This window comes from Paenibacillus sp. cl130, from assembly GCF_900116035.1.
In the GTDB taxonomy this organism is placed as follows: domain Bacteria; phylum Bacillota; class Bacilli; order Paenibacillales; family Paenibacillaceae; genus Paenibacillus; species Paenibacillus polymyxa_B.
In genome coordinates this window covers 707,656-726,358 of sequence record NZ_FOYG01000002.1, presented here as the reverse complement: position 1 = coordinate 726,358, position 18,703 = coordinate 707,656, and the positions used below count along the sequence as shown (strand labels likewise).

The window sequence follows — 18,703 nt, the reverse complement described above, 5'->3', positions numbered from 1 at the left end:
CGGAGCAGGCGTGTAGAGCAGTTTACTTATTGCGCATTTGCTTTAGAACGGCGAAAATCTGTCGGTGTTACACCCAAGCTACGTTTGAACATACGATGGAAATAAGAGCTACTCGCAAATCCGGTTTGTTCTGCTACGTCAGCTACGGACCAGTCGGTCTGTTCCAGCAGCTCACAGGCCTTGCGAATACGAAGTTGTTGGATGACGTCCACGATAGTTGACATGGTCTGTTGCTTATATAGCCTACTGACATAGATCGGCGACATATCCAGTTCTTCCGCAATCTGATTGAGACAAAAATTGGGATCCGTATAGGCTTGCTCCATTCGTTCATTAATTTGCCGTACCAGTCGTTCCTGCTTCGTGTTTCGTTTTTCCGATAGACTGGAGCGAATATGATCAAAGACCAATTGATAATGATCAATAAGATTCTCAGCGGTCTCTAACCGATCAGCGGATGGTAATTCAGATTTAGATTCTATAGCAAATCCATTGAGCTCACTGATATGCCGAACAGCATTATTTACACTCATGATGAGCCGGGATATCGCCACTTGAACAGAGGAAAAAGGATATTTTTCCATATGCATCAATAATTCTTTGAACATACTGTGTGCATCCTCCGTATGACCAGACAGTAGCATATCTAGCATTTTTTTCTCTTTATCGGCTGGATATACGTAAGTATTTTGGATATCCTCCTCTGTAGTGTTTTGCGCATTAATAATGCATCTGTGCCCCTGAAAAAATCGGTGCATAGATGCGTCTTGTACTTGGCGGTACAGCAGATGCAGCCGTTCTGGTTGACTCGTGATGGCACTGTAAGTTAATGAAACACTCAGCTTCAAATATTCAAAGCAAGCTTCACGTATTTGGCGTAATAAGGTTTCTAGCAGTACAGTGTCTGTATGTTCTGCGGGATCGAGAATGTTAAGCATCAGCAGTACACTGTCCTCATCCATATCAACGGTCTCCACCTGGTACGTCTGTCCGCATATTTCAGAAGCAATGTTCATGATTGCAAACTTATAGGGTAGCAGATCAGGTCCACGTTCGCTTTGCCATCGGGTATATTCATCTATGCGCAGCAGCACAAGGCGGTAGTCTTTGTCGAACTGGAACGTAATCCCAAGCTCGCGCAATCGTTCCGGTTCTTCCCCAGCAGGAAGATTTCGGATTCCCCGGATCACATTTCTTAAAATGTTTTGCCGGATCGTGTACATACTGTTTCGTTTCTCTGATTCCAGTGAATTCATATGCACAACAATTTGGCCAATAGGCGTATACAGCATTTTGGATAGCAGCCACGAAGCCACGAATCCTGCCAATGCAATGATGGCGGCTATCAGTAACATCGCATTACGAATAACACTTGCCATTTTGATAACGCTTTCATATGGTGTGACACTAATATACTGCCAACCTAGTCCATCTGGAGAGGTGTAGGAAATGAGGGATCTTTTACCATGAAAGTCTTCTACAAAATAGCCTGTTTCTTGTTTTTTGACTCTCGTGTGCAGCCATAGCTGTTCTTTTTCGTTCAAAGTTTCGTCTGTCAGTGTTGTACCAGACAACAGTCTACCTTGATCGTCTAAAATATAAGCGGTCCCGCCTGAGATTGGATTCGCCGCCATTTCCTTGTTCATCCATGCCGCCGACACATTCACAATCACAGCCGAATTTATCGCTTCGTTCGAGTTAATTGCGTCATAACATAAATACGTATAGGCTGCGATATCTGGGCTTGCTTGCTCTACTTCAGCTCTGGAGTCTGAGGCAGACAGCAGCGGATACGTGCGTGGAATAGGCGTAAAGGGTTTATAGTCCTGATAATGATCCAGCACGCGAATGATATCTGTATCAGCTAGTTCATGTTTGCTGAATAACCCGTTTTGACCTTGTGAGGACGCAATGTAGAAGGTGCCGCTTTTAGGGTTAAACACGTAGATGGATTCGATATACGGCATGGAATTAAGATAATTGTTCAATTCGGTCATGGCAGCGGTTACATCATATACATTAGGTTTTGGATAATACAACAACTTGGACAGGGTACTGCTGCGATACATTTGGAATGCCAACGACTGAGCAATAGATGTCATGTTAATAACCTCTCTGCTTCTCAACGTCAAGCTGTTGTGATTAGCCTCGAATGCCTGCTCCTTTTCCACGCGAATATAGTAAAAATAATACACAGTGGTGGATACCAGCAACGTTAGCGTAATACATAACGTAATGCTGACCAGCAATTTGCTGTGAAGCTTGTGATGCTTTTTGAAATTGCTCATATGAACAGGCCTCCTGTCTGTGTGCACGTAGCTGTAAAGTACACCCTATTTATGTATTCATTATACGTGTGATCTTGTGAACAGGACAGTGAACAAACCGATTCTTTGTGAAAATATAATAATTTTTTCGTAAAAAGGCCAGGAACACTTATACGCATTGGATTGCGTCGGTTCCCGGCCGGGTTTGTCTATTCAAATAAAAGAAGGAAAGATGACAGTACTACAATTAGTCAGGAAATTGAACGTTACCTTTAACGACATAGGCTCCGCCTGTACCATTTTCCGCTAGAGCTGGGATTGTATCGTTCAGCACGACACCACGAATGTCCGTAATCCGTATTTTCAGAGGTTGTTTTCCTAAGTTAGTACCTAGAAAGTGGTTGTAATCCTGTTTTTCGAGATTGAGCCATTGTCCGTTTTGTTGGACTTCCATCTTCAAGACCGGATATTTATGATTGCGTACTTGAATGGCTGCCCACCATTGGCTGCTGCCTTCTTTAATGCGGTAGGAGACATTGCCGTTAACCGGAGCTTTGACAACTTTCCATGAAATATTGATTTTTCCGTCTATTTGATTTCCAATCAGGTTGAACGCGTTTGGGGACAGATCGAGCGCGCCACTTGGACCTTCAGGGTAAAGATCAGTTACATATACGGTTGTTTTCCCTTTGGGACCTTGAACTTCCAAATAGGCTCCAGCTAATGCAGCTTTGATTCCGTTATAATTCAGTTGTGTGCGGTTAAGCGCTGTAATTTTGGCATCCGAAGGGATGGGATCAAGCAGTAATGCCCCTCCAGAGTAACCTGATCCCGTATATGTGGCGTACCCCGTGTATGTATCATTCCAAGCAGCTGAAGCGGGAAGGGCGAATAATACAAGACTTAGCAACGATGTCAGACCGATGGTTTTGAACTTTCGGAACGTCGATTTTTTTTGCATAATCATTTCCTCCTTATTCATTTAATAGTTTCATATAGTAAATATAAACACTATATTACCTAATATTTCAAATTGTACAATAGGACTTTGAGGCAAAAAGAAAATATTGAAGATGTTTGTCAACATACTCATAGGCCATATGTCTTGTTTTTTGGGAAATGGTTGAACTGTGCTCTTTTTCGCAGAAAGTTTGCAGGGCAGCCGCGATAAGGTCAGGAAGATGTAGCCTTATAACAGAGGGCAGGGCTGACTGGAGAGTAAGCACAGAGGAGGGGTTTAATAATGGGGACGAAACTAGGACTTTTGAATGAAGTCTTTTAAATAGAATAAGCGAACTATTGTTCTCCTTTTGTTTGTCGTATACAATCGAATCATGCTGATTCAAATGGAGTGATGTTGAACTCTGTTGTATGCTGCAACGAAAGGATGTTTTGCACCATGATGGGAAGAGCCCATTTGATTATTGGAACCGGGGTCTCCCTGTCGGTATTAGCTCTAAGTGGATACGAAGTGACCCCGGCTGCCGTGGCAGCTGCTGTGGTCGGTTCACTGTTGCCGGATATTGACGAGCCTAACTCCATGCTCGTGAGCCGAGCGCTACCAACCAAAATGCTTAGGCTCGTACAGCTTCTAATGATTGGGGCTGCTGGTTGGGTGTTTTTCACCCGTTTGGCTCCACCGCCATGGAATCTTGTGTTGGCTTTGCTGATGATCAGTGCTTCTTTTATGCCTTCACGATCCATGCGCAAGGTTATTATCTTTTTAATTGGTATCGGCCTAGCCTGGTATGGAGAATCATATGCACCTTGGAATTATATCGCCGGGTGTCTGCTGATCATTTGTACGTTAGTCCCACACCGGGGGCTGACACATACGGTATACGGAACCGTCGCATGGACTGCGCTGCTTTATGGTACGACACGTTTGCACGGTGACAGCATATGGTTGGCTGGAGGTATGGCGTACTTGCTGCATTTACTGGCAGATTCCTTGACGAATAATGGAATTAAACCTTTGCCGCCGTTTAAATGGAAGCTGCGATTTAAATTGATGAGTACTGGAACCCGGAAGGGAGCTAAGGTAGAAAACGTCTGCGTTGCTTTAACTACTGTACTTGTAGTGATTGCTTTGCTTCGTTATAAGCATTTGATTTGATATGTTCTATCTTTTGTTTCTATTAAATTAAAAAAACAGTCAATGCACGTTGTACGTGTCTTGACTGTTTTTTTATAGATTGCGATTCTCTGTTACACCTTAGGCTCGTTCAATAATGGTATTCAGCGTTGTACGATCCAGATTTTGAACCAGCTTGATGATCAGCTCTTTGGCTGCATCATAATCATCAGTGTGAATAATGGACGAGGAAGTATGGATGTATCGTCCACAGATGCCTATGACGGTGGATGGCACGCCAATTCCGCTCAAGTGTACTTGGCCTGCATCGGTTCCCCCTGTGGAGATGAAATATTGATACTTGATTTTGTGAGTTTCCGCCATGTCTTGCACGTATTCCACAATTCCGCGATGTGTAATCATACCCGGATCAAATACCCGCAGCAGTGCGCCTTTACCGAGGTGCCCGTAAGCATTCGGGTCGCCGCCCATATCGTTAGCCGCACTGCAATCCAGTGCAAAGAATATATCCGGCTGAATCAGATTGGCCGCTGTGCGTGCACCACGCAGTCCCACTTCCTCTTGAACAGTGGCCCCCGCATACAATGTATTGGGAAGCTTTTCTTTTTCTTTATGTAACGCTTCAAGTAGTTCAATAGCCAAGCCTACACCGTAGCGGTTATCCCACGCTTTAGCCATGATTTTTTTAGGATTTGCCAGTGGAGTGAAATCACAGATCGGCGCAATGGCCGTTCCTGGTACGATCCCCAGATCTTGCGCTTCTTGTCTGCTGTCTACGCCGATATCCAGATACATATGCTTGATGTCCATAGGTTTGCTGCGTTGCGATTCATCCAGCAAATGAGGCGAGACAGAGCCAACTACACCGATAACTGGGCCTTTTGGAGTTAATACTTGAAGACGTTGTGACATAATGGCTTGGCTCCACCAGCCTCCAACCGGCTGAAAACGAATCATTCCATTTTCCGTAATACCATTCACGATAAAACCGACTTCATCCAGATGGCCTGCCACCATTACTCGTGGTCCACTCTCTTGACCGCGTAGCACCCCAAAAAGACTCCCCAATCGATCTTGCACGATTTCATCGGTATAACCGGATATCCGTTCCTTAACCCATGCCCGCAACTCACGCTCATGTCCAGGAATGGAAGGAAACTCCGTTAAGGTTTTAAACAATTCCAATGTTTTTGATTCCATGATGTATACCTCACTCCTTATTAATTAACCAGTGGTCGTCATGTATTCAGTATGAATGGATTTGTATCGAATGTCCACGATATCATTTTCCTGACATAACATTTCTCCAAAAAGCTCATAATGAAAAAGACCCAAGCAATTCGAACCGCCAAGCGCGAAAACTTACAGACAAGGGGTGGTGAATGATGCCAGCTAAATCAGGGCAGCGCGGTTTTCGTACCAATACGTCGCCGCTGTCCATAAATGAGAAGGACTATCAGAATATTTCACAAAAGCATGAACCCTCGAGGAAAGTATTTGCCAATTGTGTGCGCGCTTTTCTGGTTGGAGGCGGGATCTGTGTGATTGGACAGGCGATTCAAGAGGCTTTTATGGCAGGAATGCACATATCAGCCAAGGAGGCCGCCCCGCCAACCTCATCCATGATGATCTTGCTGGCGGTCATATTAACCTGTATCGGGGTTTACGATAAGGTTGCCCAATGGGCGGGCGCGGGAACCGCTGTGCCAATTACAGGCTTTGCTAACTCCATGTGTTCGGCTGCATTGGAATATCGTTCTGAGGGACTGGTGCTCGGAGTGGGCGCGAATATGTTCAAACTGGCAGGCTCAGTTATCGTATTCGGGGTGGTGGCCGCATTTATCGTAGGCGTTATATATGCCATCCTTGGTGTGGGAGGCAATCACTTATGAGAAGACAGGGAGGACAAACCTGGAAGTTTGAATCAAGACCGCGCATCATTGGAAGTGCCACTGTTGTGGGCCCGGATGAAGGAGAGGGACCGTTGTCCACGGATTTTGATTATATTTATGACAATATAGAAATCAACGAGAAAACGTGGGAAAAAGCGGAACGTAGATTGATTGAGCATTCTACAGAGCTGGCGCTAATTAATGCCAATTTAAACAAAGAAGAAGTGCAGTTTTTTATTAGTGGTGATCTGATGAATCAGATTATCAGTAGCTCCTTCTCGGCTAGCAAGCTGGCCATTCCCTATTTGGGTGTTTTTGGAGCCTGCTCAACATCAATGGAAAGCTTAGCCTTAGCCGCACTTATTGTGGACTCAGAGGCCGGTGACTACGTGATGGCGGGTACGACCAGCCATAACTGTACTGTAGAAAAACAATTCCGCTATCCTAATGAATACGGATCACAGAAGCCCCCTACGGCTCAGTATACTGTTACCGGCTCAGGCGCCGCAATTGTAGGACATGCCAAGTCAGGGACGGTGGTGGATTGTGCTACCATTGGACGTGTAATGGACATGGGTATTAAAGATCCCTTTAATATGGGGGGAGCCATGGCTCCCGCGGCTGCGGATACGTTGTTGTCTCATTTTCGAGATACTGGCCGTGACCCTGGTTACTATGATCTCATTGTAACGGGCGATTTAGCCTCAGTGGGGCTACCGATTGCCAAGGAGCTGCTCAAAAAAGATGGATTCGATATGAATCAGACGGAATTTAATGATTGTGGTTTACTGATTTACGATATTAATAAGCAAAAGAAAGTCATTGCAGGAGGCAGTGGTTGTGGCTGCTCGGCTGTTGTAACCTACGGGCATTTGTTGAAGCGGATCGAAAAAGGAGAGCTGCAAAAGGTACTGGTCGTGGCGACCGGAGCGTTATTATCTCCTTTGACTACACAGCAGGGTGAAAGCATTCCTTGTGTTGCACATGCTGTAGCTTTTGAAGCGGGAGGAACGGTATGATATTTCTATGGGCTTTTTTAGTGGGTGGTGCCATTTGTGTCGTGGGCCAGTTGATGATGGATGTGTTCAAAATGACGCCGGCACATACGATGAGTACGTTGGTAGTTGCAGGTGCAATTGCTGATGCTGTTGGGATATACGATCCGCTTATTAAATTTGCAGGGGCGGGTGCGACCATTCCAATTACCAGTTTTGGTAACTCACTTGTACACGGCGCATTAACCGAATTGGAGAAGGACGGATGGTTGGGTGTCATTACAGGGATCTTTAGTCTGACAAGTGCAGGAATTTCCTCTGCGATTATTTTCTCTTTTCTGGCATGCTTGTTTGTTCGTCCAAAAGGAAGCATATAAAAGCAGCGTACTTTAGAAATGACATAAAAATAAATGATTATATACATGTGCCCTTCGGATCTAATGACCGAAGGGTTTTTAATTGTTCTGCACATGAAAGATCGAAAGAAGGATGGAGTTTGAATAATACGGGCAGGGGGTTAAGTGTACTCTGTGCCCGCCTTCATGTACAATAATAGGAAACATGTTGCTATCTAGGAGGTTTACAGAGCTATGCCCGTACGTCAAGAATCTGTGCAGATTGTATCTGCAATCCGTTCTAATCTGGAATCATGTATATTAGGTAAATCCTTTGAAATAAAATTACTGCTTACGGCTATGCTGGCGGGTGGACACATTCTGATCGAGGACGTTCCGGGTACGGGGAAAACGCAAATGATCAAGGCGCTTGCCAAATCCATGCGCGGTGATTACCGCCGTGTTCAATGTAATCCTGATATTCTCCCGAGTGATATTACAGGGGTATCCATATTTCATCCACGGGACGAGCGTTTTTATTTCCGTCCGGGTCCTGTGATGACTAATATTTTGCTGGCGGACGAAATTAACCGAGCGACGACGAAAACCCAGTCGGCTCTGCTGGAGGTTATGGAGGAACGCAGTGTGACAGTGGATGGGGACACTCATATGTTGCCTCATCCTTTTATGCTGTGTGCGACACAAAATCCGATTGATTTTGAAGGCACTTATATGCTGCCGGAAGCACAGTTAGATCGTTTTATGCTCAAAATCAGCTTGGGTTATCCTGACATGGAGACGGAGCGAAACATGCTGCTTCATCATCAGGCAGGCCAGCCAGCAGACCGTCTGGAGGCTGTAGCTCATATGGAGCAGGTTGCTGACATCCAGCAGGAAATTAGAGGAATTTATATGGACGAAGCAGTGACGTCCTATTTACTTGATATCGTGCGTGCGACAAGAGAACATCCATCCGTGCTGCTGGGAGCTAGCCCCCGGGCGGCGCTTGCTTTTGTAATGGCTGCGAAGGCATACGCTTTTCTGGACAACCGTGACTATGTGCTGCCTGATGATGTGAAGGCGCTGGCACCTTATGTGCTAACGCATCGTTTGTTGCTGCGTCCCGAGGCGCGTCTGGACAGTTCCAATGCCCAGTCCGTGCTCCAAGCTGTCCTTCGGCAGGTTCATGTACCCGTACGAATGGAGCGTCCTTAGGGAATGAATATGGTCAAAAGGAAGCGCAGGCTTCCCCGGCTGTCAGGCCGCATCTGGCTTCTGGTGGTCATATGGGTGGTGTGCCTGCTGTATTTGTTGTTTCAGGGCGGCAAGACGTCGGTCATGCTGTTGTCTATGGTTACGCTGTTAATCGTTTATTTAGGGATCGTTGGTCTGAGTGGAGTTCGCCGTGTGCAAGGCTCCCGGCAGCTTTCGCAAGGCTCGGAGTTTGGAGAACTGCTGCATGCGGGAGATCAGGTGCATGTAAAGCTGAGCCTCAGCATTCCTGGTTTTCTTCCGTTACCCTATGTCATTGTCCGTGAGGTCCTCAAGCGGCATACAGGTGAATCCTGGTCGTTTGAGGACAGTGTCATTCCTAGTCTAAAAGGGGGCGGTCAGCTTACATTTCAGACTCCCGCTTTAGAGCGAGGAAGCTACCACTTTGAGGAAACTGAATGTGTGAGTGAGGACATCTTCGGTCTGTTGGAGCACAAAGGCAGCTTGAACGCACGCGGTGAATTTCGGGTGCTGCCCCGAACGGTATTCATTCCGTATTGGCAGATGAATGACCGTCGCTCAAGGATGTCTGGACCGCAGACCGTTCAAACTCGAACGCGGCGTGAGACGACACAAATTAACGGTGTACGGGACTATGTATATGGAGATCGGTTTTCGCGCATCCATTGGAATGCGACGGCTCGTACAGGTAGCTGGAAATCCAAGGAATTTGAGCATGAGACCGTTCCAAAAACGATGCTTGTGCTGGACGTACACATGAAGCATTATGTAAACGCCGAACAGTTTGAGCTAGCTGTATCCTCCACCGCTTCATTGCTGGAATATGGTGGACGGGAGCGAATGGGGGTTGGATTGTGCACAGCTGGAGAAAAAGGCACTGTCTTTCAGCCAAGTGAGCAGACAATGGAACGACAACGAATGATGCATCACTTGGTAGACATACACACAACTTCACAAGGTAGCTTGAAATCCGCTGTAGAAAGCAGTGTGCGCCAGTTTCCGCAAGGCTGTTATTTTATACTGATTAGTCCGCTGAATGATTATCAGGCGATGGAGCTTCTTCGTTGGGCCGATACCCGAGGGATGACTCCGTGCCATGTCTATATCGGAGAAGGTTCTGCTGAGGGAGAAGCTGAAAAATGGATGAGCATGCTTCGTGCAAGGGGAATCAAGGGCTACGATGTTGAGAGCCTTGAAGAGCTCCCGGCTGTAATGGGGGGAGGGACACTATGAAGAGCTGGTTACAATCGTTAAAGGGTTCCTGGGCCCCCGCTTTTACATTTTTATGGATTATTATTATTGCCATGCAATGGGTTTCTTTTGCTTCCGAATTATGGCTGGAAGAGACAAGAGCACTTGTACTGATGACCATTACAATGCTGGCTCTGGTGAAGATTGTACTACCATTTCGTCCTTGGATTGAATTTATTGTTAAGGCGGCGGCGCTGTTTTTTATTTTGTATCGGACATTGGTGTCTTACTCCATCATTATCCCCTTCGGAGGGGTAGCCAATCGCCTGGACCAATTTATATCCAATATGTCTCCTTATATTTGGTTTTCCCTCATCGCTTGGCTAGTTATTGAAATGGTGCCGCTCATCGTTACAACGAAACAGCGGATTCTTGTTTTTGTGGGTATTAATATCGCCGCGCTGGCAGTGCTTGATTCCTTTACGCCAACTGTGCTGTGGGAGGAGGTTGCCTGGATCGTCTTTGCTGGTATGGGTTGGCTAGTGACACAGCATCTGCAGTATTTTCGGCAGCATTATCCTCAAGGGTGGAAGCATATTCGACGCTATCCATATAAAATAGCAGCCAATATTGCGGTCATTTTTGCGCTCATTATTATGGCTGGTGTCAATATGCCCGAGGTACAGCCAGCTTTGACGGATCCCTATACAGCGTGGACCCAGAGAAATAGCTCAACCACCGCCGGGATTAGCAATGGATCTGGGGCACTGAATCAGCGGATGAACACCGCATCAGGGTATAGTCGCCAGGATAATCGGTTGGGTGGAGGTTTTAATTTTGATTATTCTCCTGTCATGACCATCACGACCACTCAACGAAGCTATTGGCGGGGGGAAACGAAACGAACCTATTCCGGTACAGGCTGGAGTGACGGGGGAAACGATGATCAAACGCTAAATGATGTGCCGATGACCGCAGAGCTTGAAAACACACAAGAAACGCGGCATTCGACTGAGCAGGTCGTTCAGACCATTACGATGCAAAATGACCAGAGCTATCCTGTTCTGTTTGGCGCCTATTCGGTGCAGCGTGTTCAATCGGTGGACAGAGATTCACGGGCAGATGGGTTACATTGGAACCCGGAACAGGCGGAACTGCTTTGGAATCCATCCTCCCGAAGAACTGCTTATCCTAAAACGTATACTCTGGTATCACATGTCCCTGTGATCCCTGAGAAAGAGCTACGCACAAAAACTTTTAATGAGTTGTACGGAAAAAACAAACAGGATGCCTATCTACAAATTCCAGATGAGTTGCCACAGCGGGTTCGTGATTTGGCTCAGAACGTAACGTCAACGGCGAAAACGCCGTATGAAAAAGTCGGATTACTACAGCAGTATTTGCAGCAAAATTATGCATATACGAACAACCCGGACCTCTCACGGAAAAGAAGCAGAGATTTTGTGGATGCCTTTCTGTTTGAGATTCGGGAGGGCTATTGCGATTATTATTCCACCTCATTAGTCATGATGGCTCGCTCTGTTGGGGTTCCAGCCCGTTGGGTTAAAGGGTATGCACCTGGTCAGCAGACGTTTTCAGATGATGCAACAACGGGCGAAGGTGATGAAAATATGTCCTCTTACTCCGTGACAAATGCGGATGCTCATTCCTGGGCGGAAGTATATTTAGGTGAATACGGTTGGGTTCCTGTAGAAGCTACGCCTGGCTTTGATATGCCGCTGCTTACGGAACAGGAGGATTCAAAGACTCCAGAAGCCCCAGAGGTTAAAGATCAGCCTGAACCAGAACAGCCTGAGCAGAACCCGCAGACTGATCCGGAGGAAGGTTCAAAGATTCATCCTGTAATCATAGGTTCTGCTGCTGCAATTCTGCTGCTGTGGGCTGCTTATATCGTCTGGCGTAATCGGGCAGACATTCACTTTTACCTGCTGCGTTTACGCAGAGGTAAGCCGCTGACCCCGGATGAAAAGGTGGTCGTGGAAACTGAGCACTGGTTAAGGTACATGCGAAGAAAGGGATTTGTCCGCGCCAGTCACGAGACGCTAAGGGAATCAGTTGATAGATGGTCGCTAGAAGTACCGGAACAAGCTTCTATTTTACATCAGCTGCTTGGACGATTTGAACAAGCGCGTTATAGTCCCTCATCCGTAACCGCAGAAGATTGGCATATGGTTCGCCAGCAGGCCTCTCTGTTACACAAAGAAGGATGGATAAAACGATGGGCTGGAAGAAAAGCTGCGACGGATCAGAAGGATCAAGACTAGTCTATTTTTGATTAGGTTCAATTTGCCGTCTATTTTAATCTTTAGCTATATTTAGTGAAAAAGCTGTCCGTTTGTTGCGGATAGCTTTTTACTAAGCCATAGTAATATGGTATAGTTTGTCGTATGAAACTGAGGTGACCGACGTTGTTTGAAATGCTGATGCCCAAATTACGGGTGAATACCGTCTTTGATATTGATCTCGAAGGCTTGTATGCTCAAGGATATCGCGGCATTATTACGGATCTGGATAACACGCTGGTCGGCGCAAAAGCGCCGAATGCGACTCCCGAGCTGGTGGCCTGGTTTGAGAAGGTCAAACAGGCGGGTTTTAAGCTTGTCATCGTGTCTAACAACAATATGGACCGTGTATCCGTGTTTGCTACGCCTTTGGACATTGAATTTATACATGCCGCACGGAAGCCCTCCAACTCGTCTTTTCGTAGAGCCATCCGTATGATGGGGCTGACTCCGGAAGAGACTATTATGGTCGGAGACCAAATGTTGACGGACGTATTGGGAGGTAACCGACTGGGATTGCATACGGTGTTGGTGCTACCGATATCCATTCATGATGAAGGAGTCATGACCCGATTTAATCGGCGGTTGGAGCGAATCGCGCTCACAAGGTTACGTAAGAAAGGCTTATGGCTTGAGGAGGAAAAGAAGAATGACTGAAAGACCTGACGGCGGCACTGCCGTCAAATGTAGTGGTTGCGGTATCACCGTGCAGACCACTAGCCCGGAGCTTCCGGGATATATTCCTGAAAAATTGCTTACTCGCGAACCTGTCATCTGTCAGCGTTGCTTCCGGATCAAAAACTATAATGAGACGTCTTCAGTGACGGTGAATCAAGATGAGTTCTTGAAGCTGCTCAGCCAGATTGGGGACAAGGATGCGCTCGTCATCCACATTGTAGATATTTTTGATTTTGAAGGTAGCTTGATTTCCGGTTTGCAACGCTTTGTAGGCTCCAATCCGGTTATACTGGCTGTGAACAAGACCGATTTGCTGCCTAAGGTAACGAATTGGAACAAGGTACGTAACTGGGTACAAAAGCAAGCGAAGGAGCAAGGACTTCGCACGGAAGAAATTGTTCTGTGCTCAGCTAAAAAAAATCAGGGCTTTGACCGTCTGTTGGATGTGGTATCTGAGCTCCGTGGTAACCGCGATGTATATGTGGTCGGAGCGACAAATGTGGGTAAATCCACGCTCATTAACCGCTTGATTCGTGATTATAGCGATATGGAGCAGGAACTTACAACGTCCCGTTACCCGGGGACTACACTCGATATGGTGAATATTCCGCTCGACGACGGCAAGCACATTATTGATACTCCGGGTATTGTATACCCTTGGCGATTCAGTGAGATCGTCTCCCGTCAGGACTTGAGTGCTATTATGCCGGACAAGCCGCTGAAGCCTGCTGCGTATCAGCTTGATGCCGGACAAACATTGTTTTTCGGCGGTATGGCCCGATTTGATTTTGTGGAGGGTCAGCACCAATCATTTACCTGCTATATTAACGGTGGTCTTAAAATACATCGCACGAAGCTGGAGCGGGCTGATCAGTTGTTCGCTGATCATGCCGGGGAATTGTTATCTCCGCCAACACGCGATCAATTGGCAGAAATGCCGGAATGGACAAGACATGAGTTCCGCGTTCCACGCAAATCTCCATCGGACATCTACATTTCCGGTTTGGGATGGATCAGAGTGAATAGCGAGAACGGAGCTCTGGTTGCGGTTCATGCTCCTCGGGGAGTCCGTGTGCTTTTGCGGCCTGCGTTGATATAACGTTGCTGTAACCATGTTATAGGGCGGCAAGGAACAGGTACTGGTTCCTGCCGCCATTCATGTATTTGTGCGGCCTAATATTTTGCAATATGGGGGAGAGCAACGATGAACAGCGGGGAGTCTGAAGCGACCGAACAAGGTCTTGTACTATTGGGCGTATTGGGTGATCCGATCAAGCACTCCAAATCGCCTCTTATGCATAAAATAGCTTTACAGGCAGCAGGGATTGAAGGAGATTTTGTACCTCTTCATGTCAAACCGGATCAGCTGGAAGATGCCATGAAGGGGATTCGCGCTATGCATTTCCGCGGAGTCAATGTGACGATTCCCCATAAAGTCGAGGTTATGAAATATCTGGATGAGATTGATGAAGGGGCCAGACTCATTGGCGCTGTCAATACGATAGTGAATGACAATGGACGGCTCAAGGGCTATAACACGGACGGAATTGGCTACGTACGTTCCCTCAAAGAAGAGACTTCTGTCGATTTGAAGGGCGCAAGAATTGCTGTTCTTGGAGCCGGAGGGGCTGCTCGTGGCGTAATTCATGCTCTATTGGAGGAGCAACCGGAATCGGTTATTATTTTGAACCGAACACGTGACAAAGCTGAGCAACTGGCATTAGAGTGGACGACGGAGGCGATCCCAGTGAGGGGTTATTCCAACGAGGATGCCAAGAGCGTGCTCGCCACAGTGAATGTGTTGATTAACACAACCTCGGTGGGAATGTCCCCTTTATCGGATGAACTTCCACTGAAAACGAGCTTGATTCCGGAGGGAATCATTGTGAGTGATTTGATCTACAATCCGCTGGAAACGAGACTTTTACGGGAAAGCCGTGAACAGCGCGGCTGCACTGTACATGGGGGCTTGGGCATGTTCGTGTACCAGGGGGCTGTGGCTTTTGAGTATTTTACAGGGGTTGTCCCTGCTGTAGAGCAAATGAGAGCGGCTGTGCTGAGTAGCCTGTCGTAAGTAAGATTGTACATTAAAATTATGGAAATGCTGCATTGTATATGTGGCGACGAAGGGGTTAAATATACATGTTAACAGGTAAACAAAAAAGATATTTGCGTTCAATGGCGCATCATTTGGACCCGGTTTTTCAAGTAGGCAAAAACGGTACGAATGAGCATCTTATGCGTCACATCAACGATGCGATTGAAAAGCGTGAGCTGATGAAAGTGCAAATTTTGAACAACTGTTTGGACGACAAACATGAAATTGCGGAAGAACTGGCCGCGGAGACAGGTTCTGAGCTTGTTCAGATCATCGGGAGCACTATTATTTTGTACAAAGAATCCCGTGATCATAAGGAAATCGAGTTGCCTAGAGGATAACACGCGGGGAGAAAATTATGAAAATCGGTATTATGGGTGGTACATTTGACCCAATTCATATTGGACATCTGCTGGCTGGAGAAGCGGCAAGAGATGCCTATGGTCTGGATCAAGTATGGTTTATGCCTTCTCATATTCCTCCGCACAAGCATCAGGCGGGGGCGAGCGGTAAGGAGCGTCTGGAGATGACGAGTGAAGCGGTAGCGGGTCATCCTGCTTTTGAAGTGCTGGATATTGAAGTGCTTCGCGGGGGAGTATCCTATACCATTGACACGATCAAGGAGCTTCAGGAGTTGCACTCTGCTGTGGATTTTTATTTTATTATTGGTGCGGATATGGTGAACTACTTGCCTCATTGGCAGGGAATTGAGGAACTGGCGCAGCGAATTTATTTTATTGGTGTTCGGCGCCCAGGGTTCCAGCTTGCGTTGGATGAGTTGCCGCATTATTTGCAGGACAAGGTACTGCTGGCGGATATGCCAGTGGTGGACATTTCGTCGACGGATATTCGAGAGCGTGCTGCCGAAGGGCGTACCATCCGTTATCTTGTGCCTGATCGTGTGCATGACTATATTACAAGGGGCGGTTTGTATGAAGTACAGCCGTGAGCAATTAATGGAAGCCGTATCTGGTCAAATGCCTGAAAAGCGCTGGAAGCACACACTAGGTGTTATGCATACCTCAGTTGAGCTTGCGCAGCGATATGGAGCAGATCCGGATAAGGCCGAACTGGCGGCTATTTTGCATGATGTAGCGAAATATTGGCCTGTCCAGCAGATGGAAGAGGTGATTCGCAGTCATCCCGAATGTGATCAGGAGCTTTTGGAACATGACAAGCAGCTCTGGCATTCAGAGGTAGGATGCTGCGTTGCAGCAAGAGATTACGGAGTGGATGATCCGGAAATAAGGAATGCGATCCGCTGGCATACGTCAGGACGCGTAGGTATGAGCTTGCTGGATAAAGTCGTGTGTCTCGCTGATTACATCGAACCGGGACGGGATTTTCCGGGGGTTGAGCATATCCGTAAACAGGCAAAGAAAAGCTTGGAGCAGGGCCTTATCGCTGGATTTGACTCCACGATTACATTGTTGCTGGAAAAGAAAAAGGTTATTTTTCCACTGACAGTCTTGTCGCGCAATGACTTGATTCAACAACTAAAACAGAGAAAAACGGAGGTTCATGAATGACCCTAACTAATGAGCAATTAATGCAAACAGCGGTTGATGCTGCAAATGATAAAAAGGCAATGAATATTGTCGCACTGGATTTGCGGGGAATATCACTAGTAGCTGATTATTTTGTCATCTGCCACGGTAATTCGGATACACAGGTACAGGCGATTGCAACAGAAATTCGCAAACGCGCTCATGATGAAGGTGTAACCATCAAAGGAATCGAAGGAATGGATTCCGCCCGTTGGGTTCTAATGGATTTGGGGGATGTCGTAGTGCATGTCTTCCATCGCGACGAGCGCGAATACTATAACATTGAACGACTCTGGTCGGATGCTAAGGTTGTGGAAAAGGTATGAGTTTGATCGCCGGTACTTATGTCACCATTATGGTGGATCGTGAGGTATCTCCTTTCGGTTATTTTCTCACTGTTGGTGAGCAGGATGTGCTGCTGCATTATACGGAGCTGACACGTGAAATCGAAGTTGGTGAACGGTTGGAGGTATTTATTTTTCACGATACAGAGGACCGTTTGGCCGCAACCATGAAAAAGCCGTTCTTGTCGTTGGGCGAAATGGCAAAACTTGAAGTGGCTGATGTGCATCCGCGTTTGGGTTGTTTCCTGGAGATGGGATTGGGTCGTCAGCTTTTGCTGCCGATTCGTGAGTTGCCAGAAAACCGAGATTTACATCCTCGGGTGGGCGACTACGTATATGCCATTATGGAGCATGACAAGCAAGGTAGACTGCGGGCTAAGCTGGCAGGGGAACAGGAGCTGGCTCCGTTGTGCTTCCACGCCCCTGATTCGTGGTTAAATACATGGGTGCAGGCGACTGTGTACAAGCCGCTTCAGATGGGCACATTCGTCCTGGTGGACGGAGGTGTGCTTGGTTTTGGAGCGATTGGAATGATTCATTCCTCGGAGCGTAACCGGATGCTTCGCTTGGGCGAAGAGGTCAAGGTACGGGTCACGCTTGTTCGGGAAGACGGTCGGGTCAATCTGGCGATGTCACCACGCAAGGAAGTAGGCCGTGATGAGGATGCGGATCGGCTGATTGCTTTTCTGAAAGAGCGTCCGGGCGGCGGCATGCCTTATTCCGACGCAACACCGCCGGATATTATCAAGCAACGGTTTGGTATCAGTAAATCCGCCTTCAAGCGTGCAATGGGCAAGCTGATGAAGGAAGGAATGATTACACAAAAGGAAAACTGGACCTACCTGGTGGAGAAAATGCCGAAACCGAAGGACGGGAATGGGGAATAAAAAATGGCTTCTTACCGGAAGTTTGCCTATGTGTATGATGAGCTGATGCAGGACATGCCGTACCCGGACTGGTTGCGCTTTGCACGGCAGGCTTGGGATCAGTACGGGATGCCGCATACGGTGGCCGAGCTGGGCTGCGGAACGGGTTCAATTACGATCCCCCTGGTTAACTCGGGCTTCGAGGTGGCTGGAATCGACTTATCCTCTGACATGCTGGCAGTAGCCCGTCGCAAAATGGAAACCACTCCACAGGGACAGCGATTGTTTCGTGAGGGAAGCGTTCGCTGGATACAGCAGGATATGAGAGAATGGATTTTACCCGAGCCTGTGGATTCTGTAATTTCTTTTTGCGATTGTTTGAATTACTTGTTGGAGGAAGAAGATATAATTTCTACTTTTCGCAGAACGCATGCTGGTCTAAAGCCTGGCGGAACCTTCTTGTTCGATGTACATCATCCGCAGACGTTTTTACGCTATGATGAAGAGCAACCATTCGTACTGGATGAACGCTCTATCTCGTATATCTGGACATGTGCGTTGGACACTCCCCGTTGTGAAATTGAGCATCATCTTAGTATCTTTGCGAAAGCAGAACAAGAAGGACGCGATCTATACCAGCGTTTCGAGGAAATACATGTTCAACGTGCCTATGACCCAGACTGGATGAAGGCAGAATTGTCCAAAGCGGGTTTTCGTGATGTGAAGGTATATGCGGATTTTGAATGGGTAGAAGCAGAAGATGACGCGGCGAGACTGTTTTATGTTGCTGTAAAATAGCAAGGCTTCATTTAGCGAGTATGGGAAAAGAAAGACGCTTTTCATGATGACATGAAGGGCG

19 protein-coding genes are annotated in these 18,703 nt (G+C 47.1%); 16 read left to right on the top strand and 3 right to left on the bottom strand.

The genetic code is table 11. The features are described from left to right. Positions 1 to 26: 26 nt before the first annotated feature. A complete protein-coding gene (locus tag BM358_RS09490; protein ID WP_028540429.1) occupies positions 27 to 2,288 on the bottom strand; it encodes a helix-turn-helix domain-containing protein in 2,262 nt (753 codons plus the stop codon). A gap of 226 nt (positions 2,289 to 2,514) precedes the next feature. Next, entirely contained in the window at positions 2,515 to 3,228 is a 714-nt protein-coding gene (locus tag BM358_RS09485; RefSeq protein WP_028540430.1) for an expansin ExlX, read from the bottom strand. A gap of 438 nt (positions 3,229 to 3,666) precedes the next feature. Between BM358_RS09485 and BM358_RS09480 the strand changes: the two genes are divergently transcribed. Beyond that, positions 3,667 to 4,383 carry a metal-dependent hydrolase gene (locus BM358_RS09480; protein ID WP_028540431.1) on the top strand — a complete coding sequence of 239 codons (717 nt, stop codon included), beginning with the start codon at positions 3,667 to 3,669 and terminating at the stop codon, positions 4,381 to 4,383. 99 nt (positions 4,384 to 4,482) lie between these two features. On the opposite strand, the gene BM358_RS09475 is transcribed toward BM358_RS09480, so the two are convergent. Further along, positions 4,483 to 5,562, bottom strand: a complete 1,080-nt coding sequence (locus BM358_RS09475; RefSeq protein ID WP_023989539.1) for a M42 family metallopeptidase — start codon at positions 5,560 to 5,562, stop codon at positions 4,483 to 4,485. 185 nt (positions 5,563 to 5,747) lie between these two features. Here BM358_RS09475 and spoVAC point away from each other — a divergent pair, with 185 nt between their 5' ends. The 15 genes from spoVAC (at position 5,748) to BM358_RS09400 (ending at position 18,642) form a co-directional block, all read left to right on the top strand. Beyond that, positions 5,748 to 6,254 carry a stage V sporulation protein AC gene (gene spoVAC, locus BM358_RS09470; RefSeq protein WP_023989538.1) on the top strand — a complete coding sequence of 169 codons (507 nt, stop codon included), beginning with the start codon at positions 5,748 to 5,750 and terminating at the stop codon, positions 6,252 to 6,254. Continuing rightward, positions 6,251 to 7,273 carry a stage V sporulation protein AD gene (gene spoVAD / locus BM358_RS09465; protein WP_023989537.1) on the top strand — a complete coding sequence of 341 codons (1,023 nt, stop codon included), beginning with the start codon at positions 6,251 to 6,253 and terminating at the stop codon, positions 7,271 to 7,273. Before spoVAC ends, spoVAD begins: the two co-directional genes overlap by 4 nt. Beyond that, entirely contained in the window at positions 7,270 to 7,626 is a 357-nt protein-coding gene (gene spoVAE, locus BM358_RS09460; RefSeq protein WP_013311204.1) for a stage V sporulation protein AE, read from the top strand. The genes spoVAD and spoVAE overlap by 4 nt, the downstream gene beginning before the upstream one ends. A 213-nt stretch (positions 7,627 to 7,839) precedes the next feature. Next, positions 7,840 to 8,799, top strand: a complete 960-nt coding sequence (locus tag BM358_RS09455; protein ID WP_028540432.1) for an AAA family ATPase — start codon at positions 7,840 to 7,842, stop codon at positions 8,797 to 8,799. A 3-nt stretch (positions 8,800 to 8,802) separates the two neighbouring features. Beyond that, positions 8,803 to 10,050: a DUF58 domain-containing protein gene (locus BM358_RS09450; RefSeq protein ID WP_028540433.1), complete on the top strand. Its 1,248-nt coding sequence runs from the start codon at positions 8,803 to 8,805 to the stop codon at positions 10,048 to 10,050. Then, the gene (locus BM358_RS09445; protein WP_028540434.1) at positions 10,047 to 12,293 is read left to right on the top strand and encodes a transglutaminase TgpA family protein; all 2,247 of its coding nucleotides are present in this window, start codon (positions 10,047 to 10,049) and stop codon (positions 12,291 to 12,293) included. Before BM358_RS09450 ends, BM358_RS09445 begins: the two co-directional genes overlap by 4 nt. Before the next feature lie 144 nt (positions 12,294 to 12,437). Next, on the top strand, positions 12,438 to 12,968 hold the full coding sequence (locus tag BM358_RS09440; protein ID WP_013311200.1) for a YqeG family HAD IIIA-type phosphatase: 531 nt from the start codon (positions 12,438 to 12,440) through the stop codon (positions 12,966 to 12,968). After that, positions 12,961 to 14,088 carry a ribosome biogenesis GTPase YqeH gene (gene yqeH / locus BM358_RS09435; protein ID WP_028540435.1) on the top strand — a complete coding sequence of 376 codons (1,128 nt, stop codon included), beginning with the start codon at positions 12,961 to 12,963 and terminating at the stop codon, positions 14,086 to 14,088. The genes BM358_RS09440 and yqeH overlap by 8 nt, the downstream gene beginning before the upstream one ends. A 105-nt stretch (positions 14,089 to 14,193) precedes the next feature. Further along, positions 14,194 to 15,063, top strand: coding sequence for a shikimate dehydrogenase (gene aroE, locus BM358_RS09430; RefSeq protein WP_028540436.1), 870 nt, complete (start codon positions 14,194 to 14,196; stop codon positions 15,061 to 15,063). Between the two features lie 68 nt (positions 15,064 to 15,131). Further along, positions 15,132 to 15,428: a ribosome assembly RNA-binding protein YhbY gene (gene yhbY, locus BM358_RS09425; protein ID WP_013311197.1), complete on the top strand. Its 297-nt coding sequence runs from the start codon at positions 15,132 to 15,134 to the stop codon at positions 15,426 to 15,428. Positions 15,429 to 15,445: 17 nt separating this feature from the next. Beyond that, positions 15,446 to 16,036 (top strand): nicotinate-nucleotide adenylyltransferase, encoded by a 591-nt coding sequence (nadD, locus tag BM358_RS09420; protein ID WP_013311196.1) that lies wholly within the window; start codon positions 15,446 to 15,448, stop codon positions 16,034 to 16,036. Next, positions 16,020 to 16,616 carry a bis(5'-nucleosyl)-tetraphosphatase (symmetrical) YqeK gene (yqeK, locus tag BM358_RS09415; RefSeq protein WP_049828336.1) on the top strand — a complete coding sequence of 199 codons (597 nt, stop codon included), beginning with the start codon at positions 16,020 to 16,022 and terminating at the stop codon, positions 16,614 to 16,616. The genes nadD and yqeK overlap by 17 nt, the downstream gene beginning before the upstream one ends. Continuing rightward, on the top strand, positions 16,613 to 16,960 hold the full coding sequence (rsfS, locus tag BM358_RS09410; RefSeq protein WP_013311194.1) for a ribosome silencing factor: 348 nt from the start codon (positions 16,613 to 16,615) through the stop codon (positions 16,958 to 16,960). The genes yqeK and rsfS overlap by 4 nt, the downstream gene beginning before the upstream one ends. Continuing rightward, positions 16,957 to 17,865: a CvfB family protein gene (locus BM358_RS09405; protein ID WP_028540438.1), complete on the top strand. Its 909-nt coding sequence runs from the start codon at positions 16,957 to 16,959 to the stop codon at positions 17,863 to 17,865. The genes rsfS and BM358_RS09405 overlap by 4 nt, the downstream gene beginning before the upstream one ends. A 3-nt stretch (positions 17,866 to 17,868) precedes the next feature. Continuing rightward, a complete protein-coding gene (locus BM358_RS09400) occupies positions 17,869 to 18,642 on the top strand; it encodes a class I SAM-dependent DNA methyltransferase (RefSeq protein ID WP_023989528.1) in 774 nt (257 codons plus the stop codon). The last annotated feature ends 61 nt before the right edge of the window (positions 18,643 to 18,703 follow it).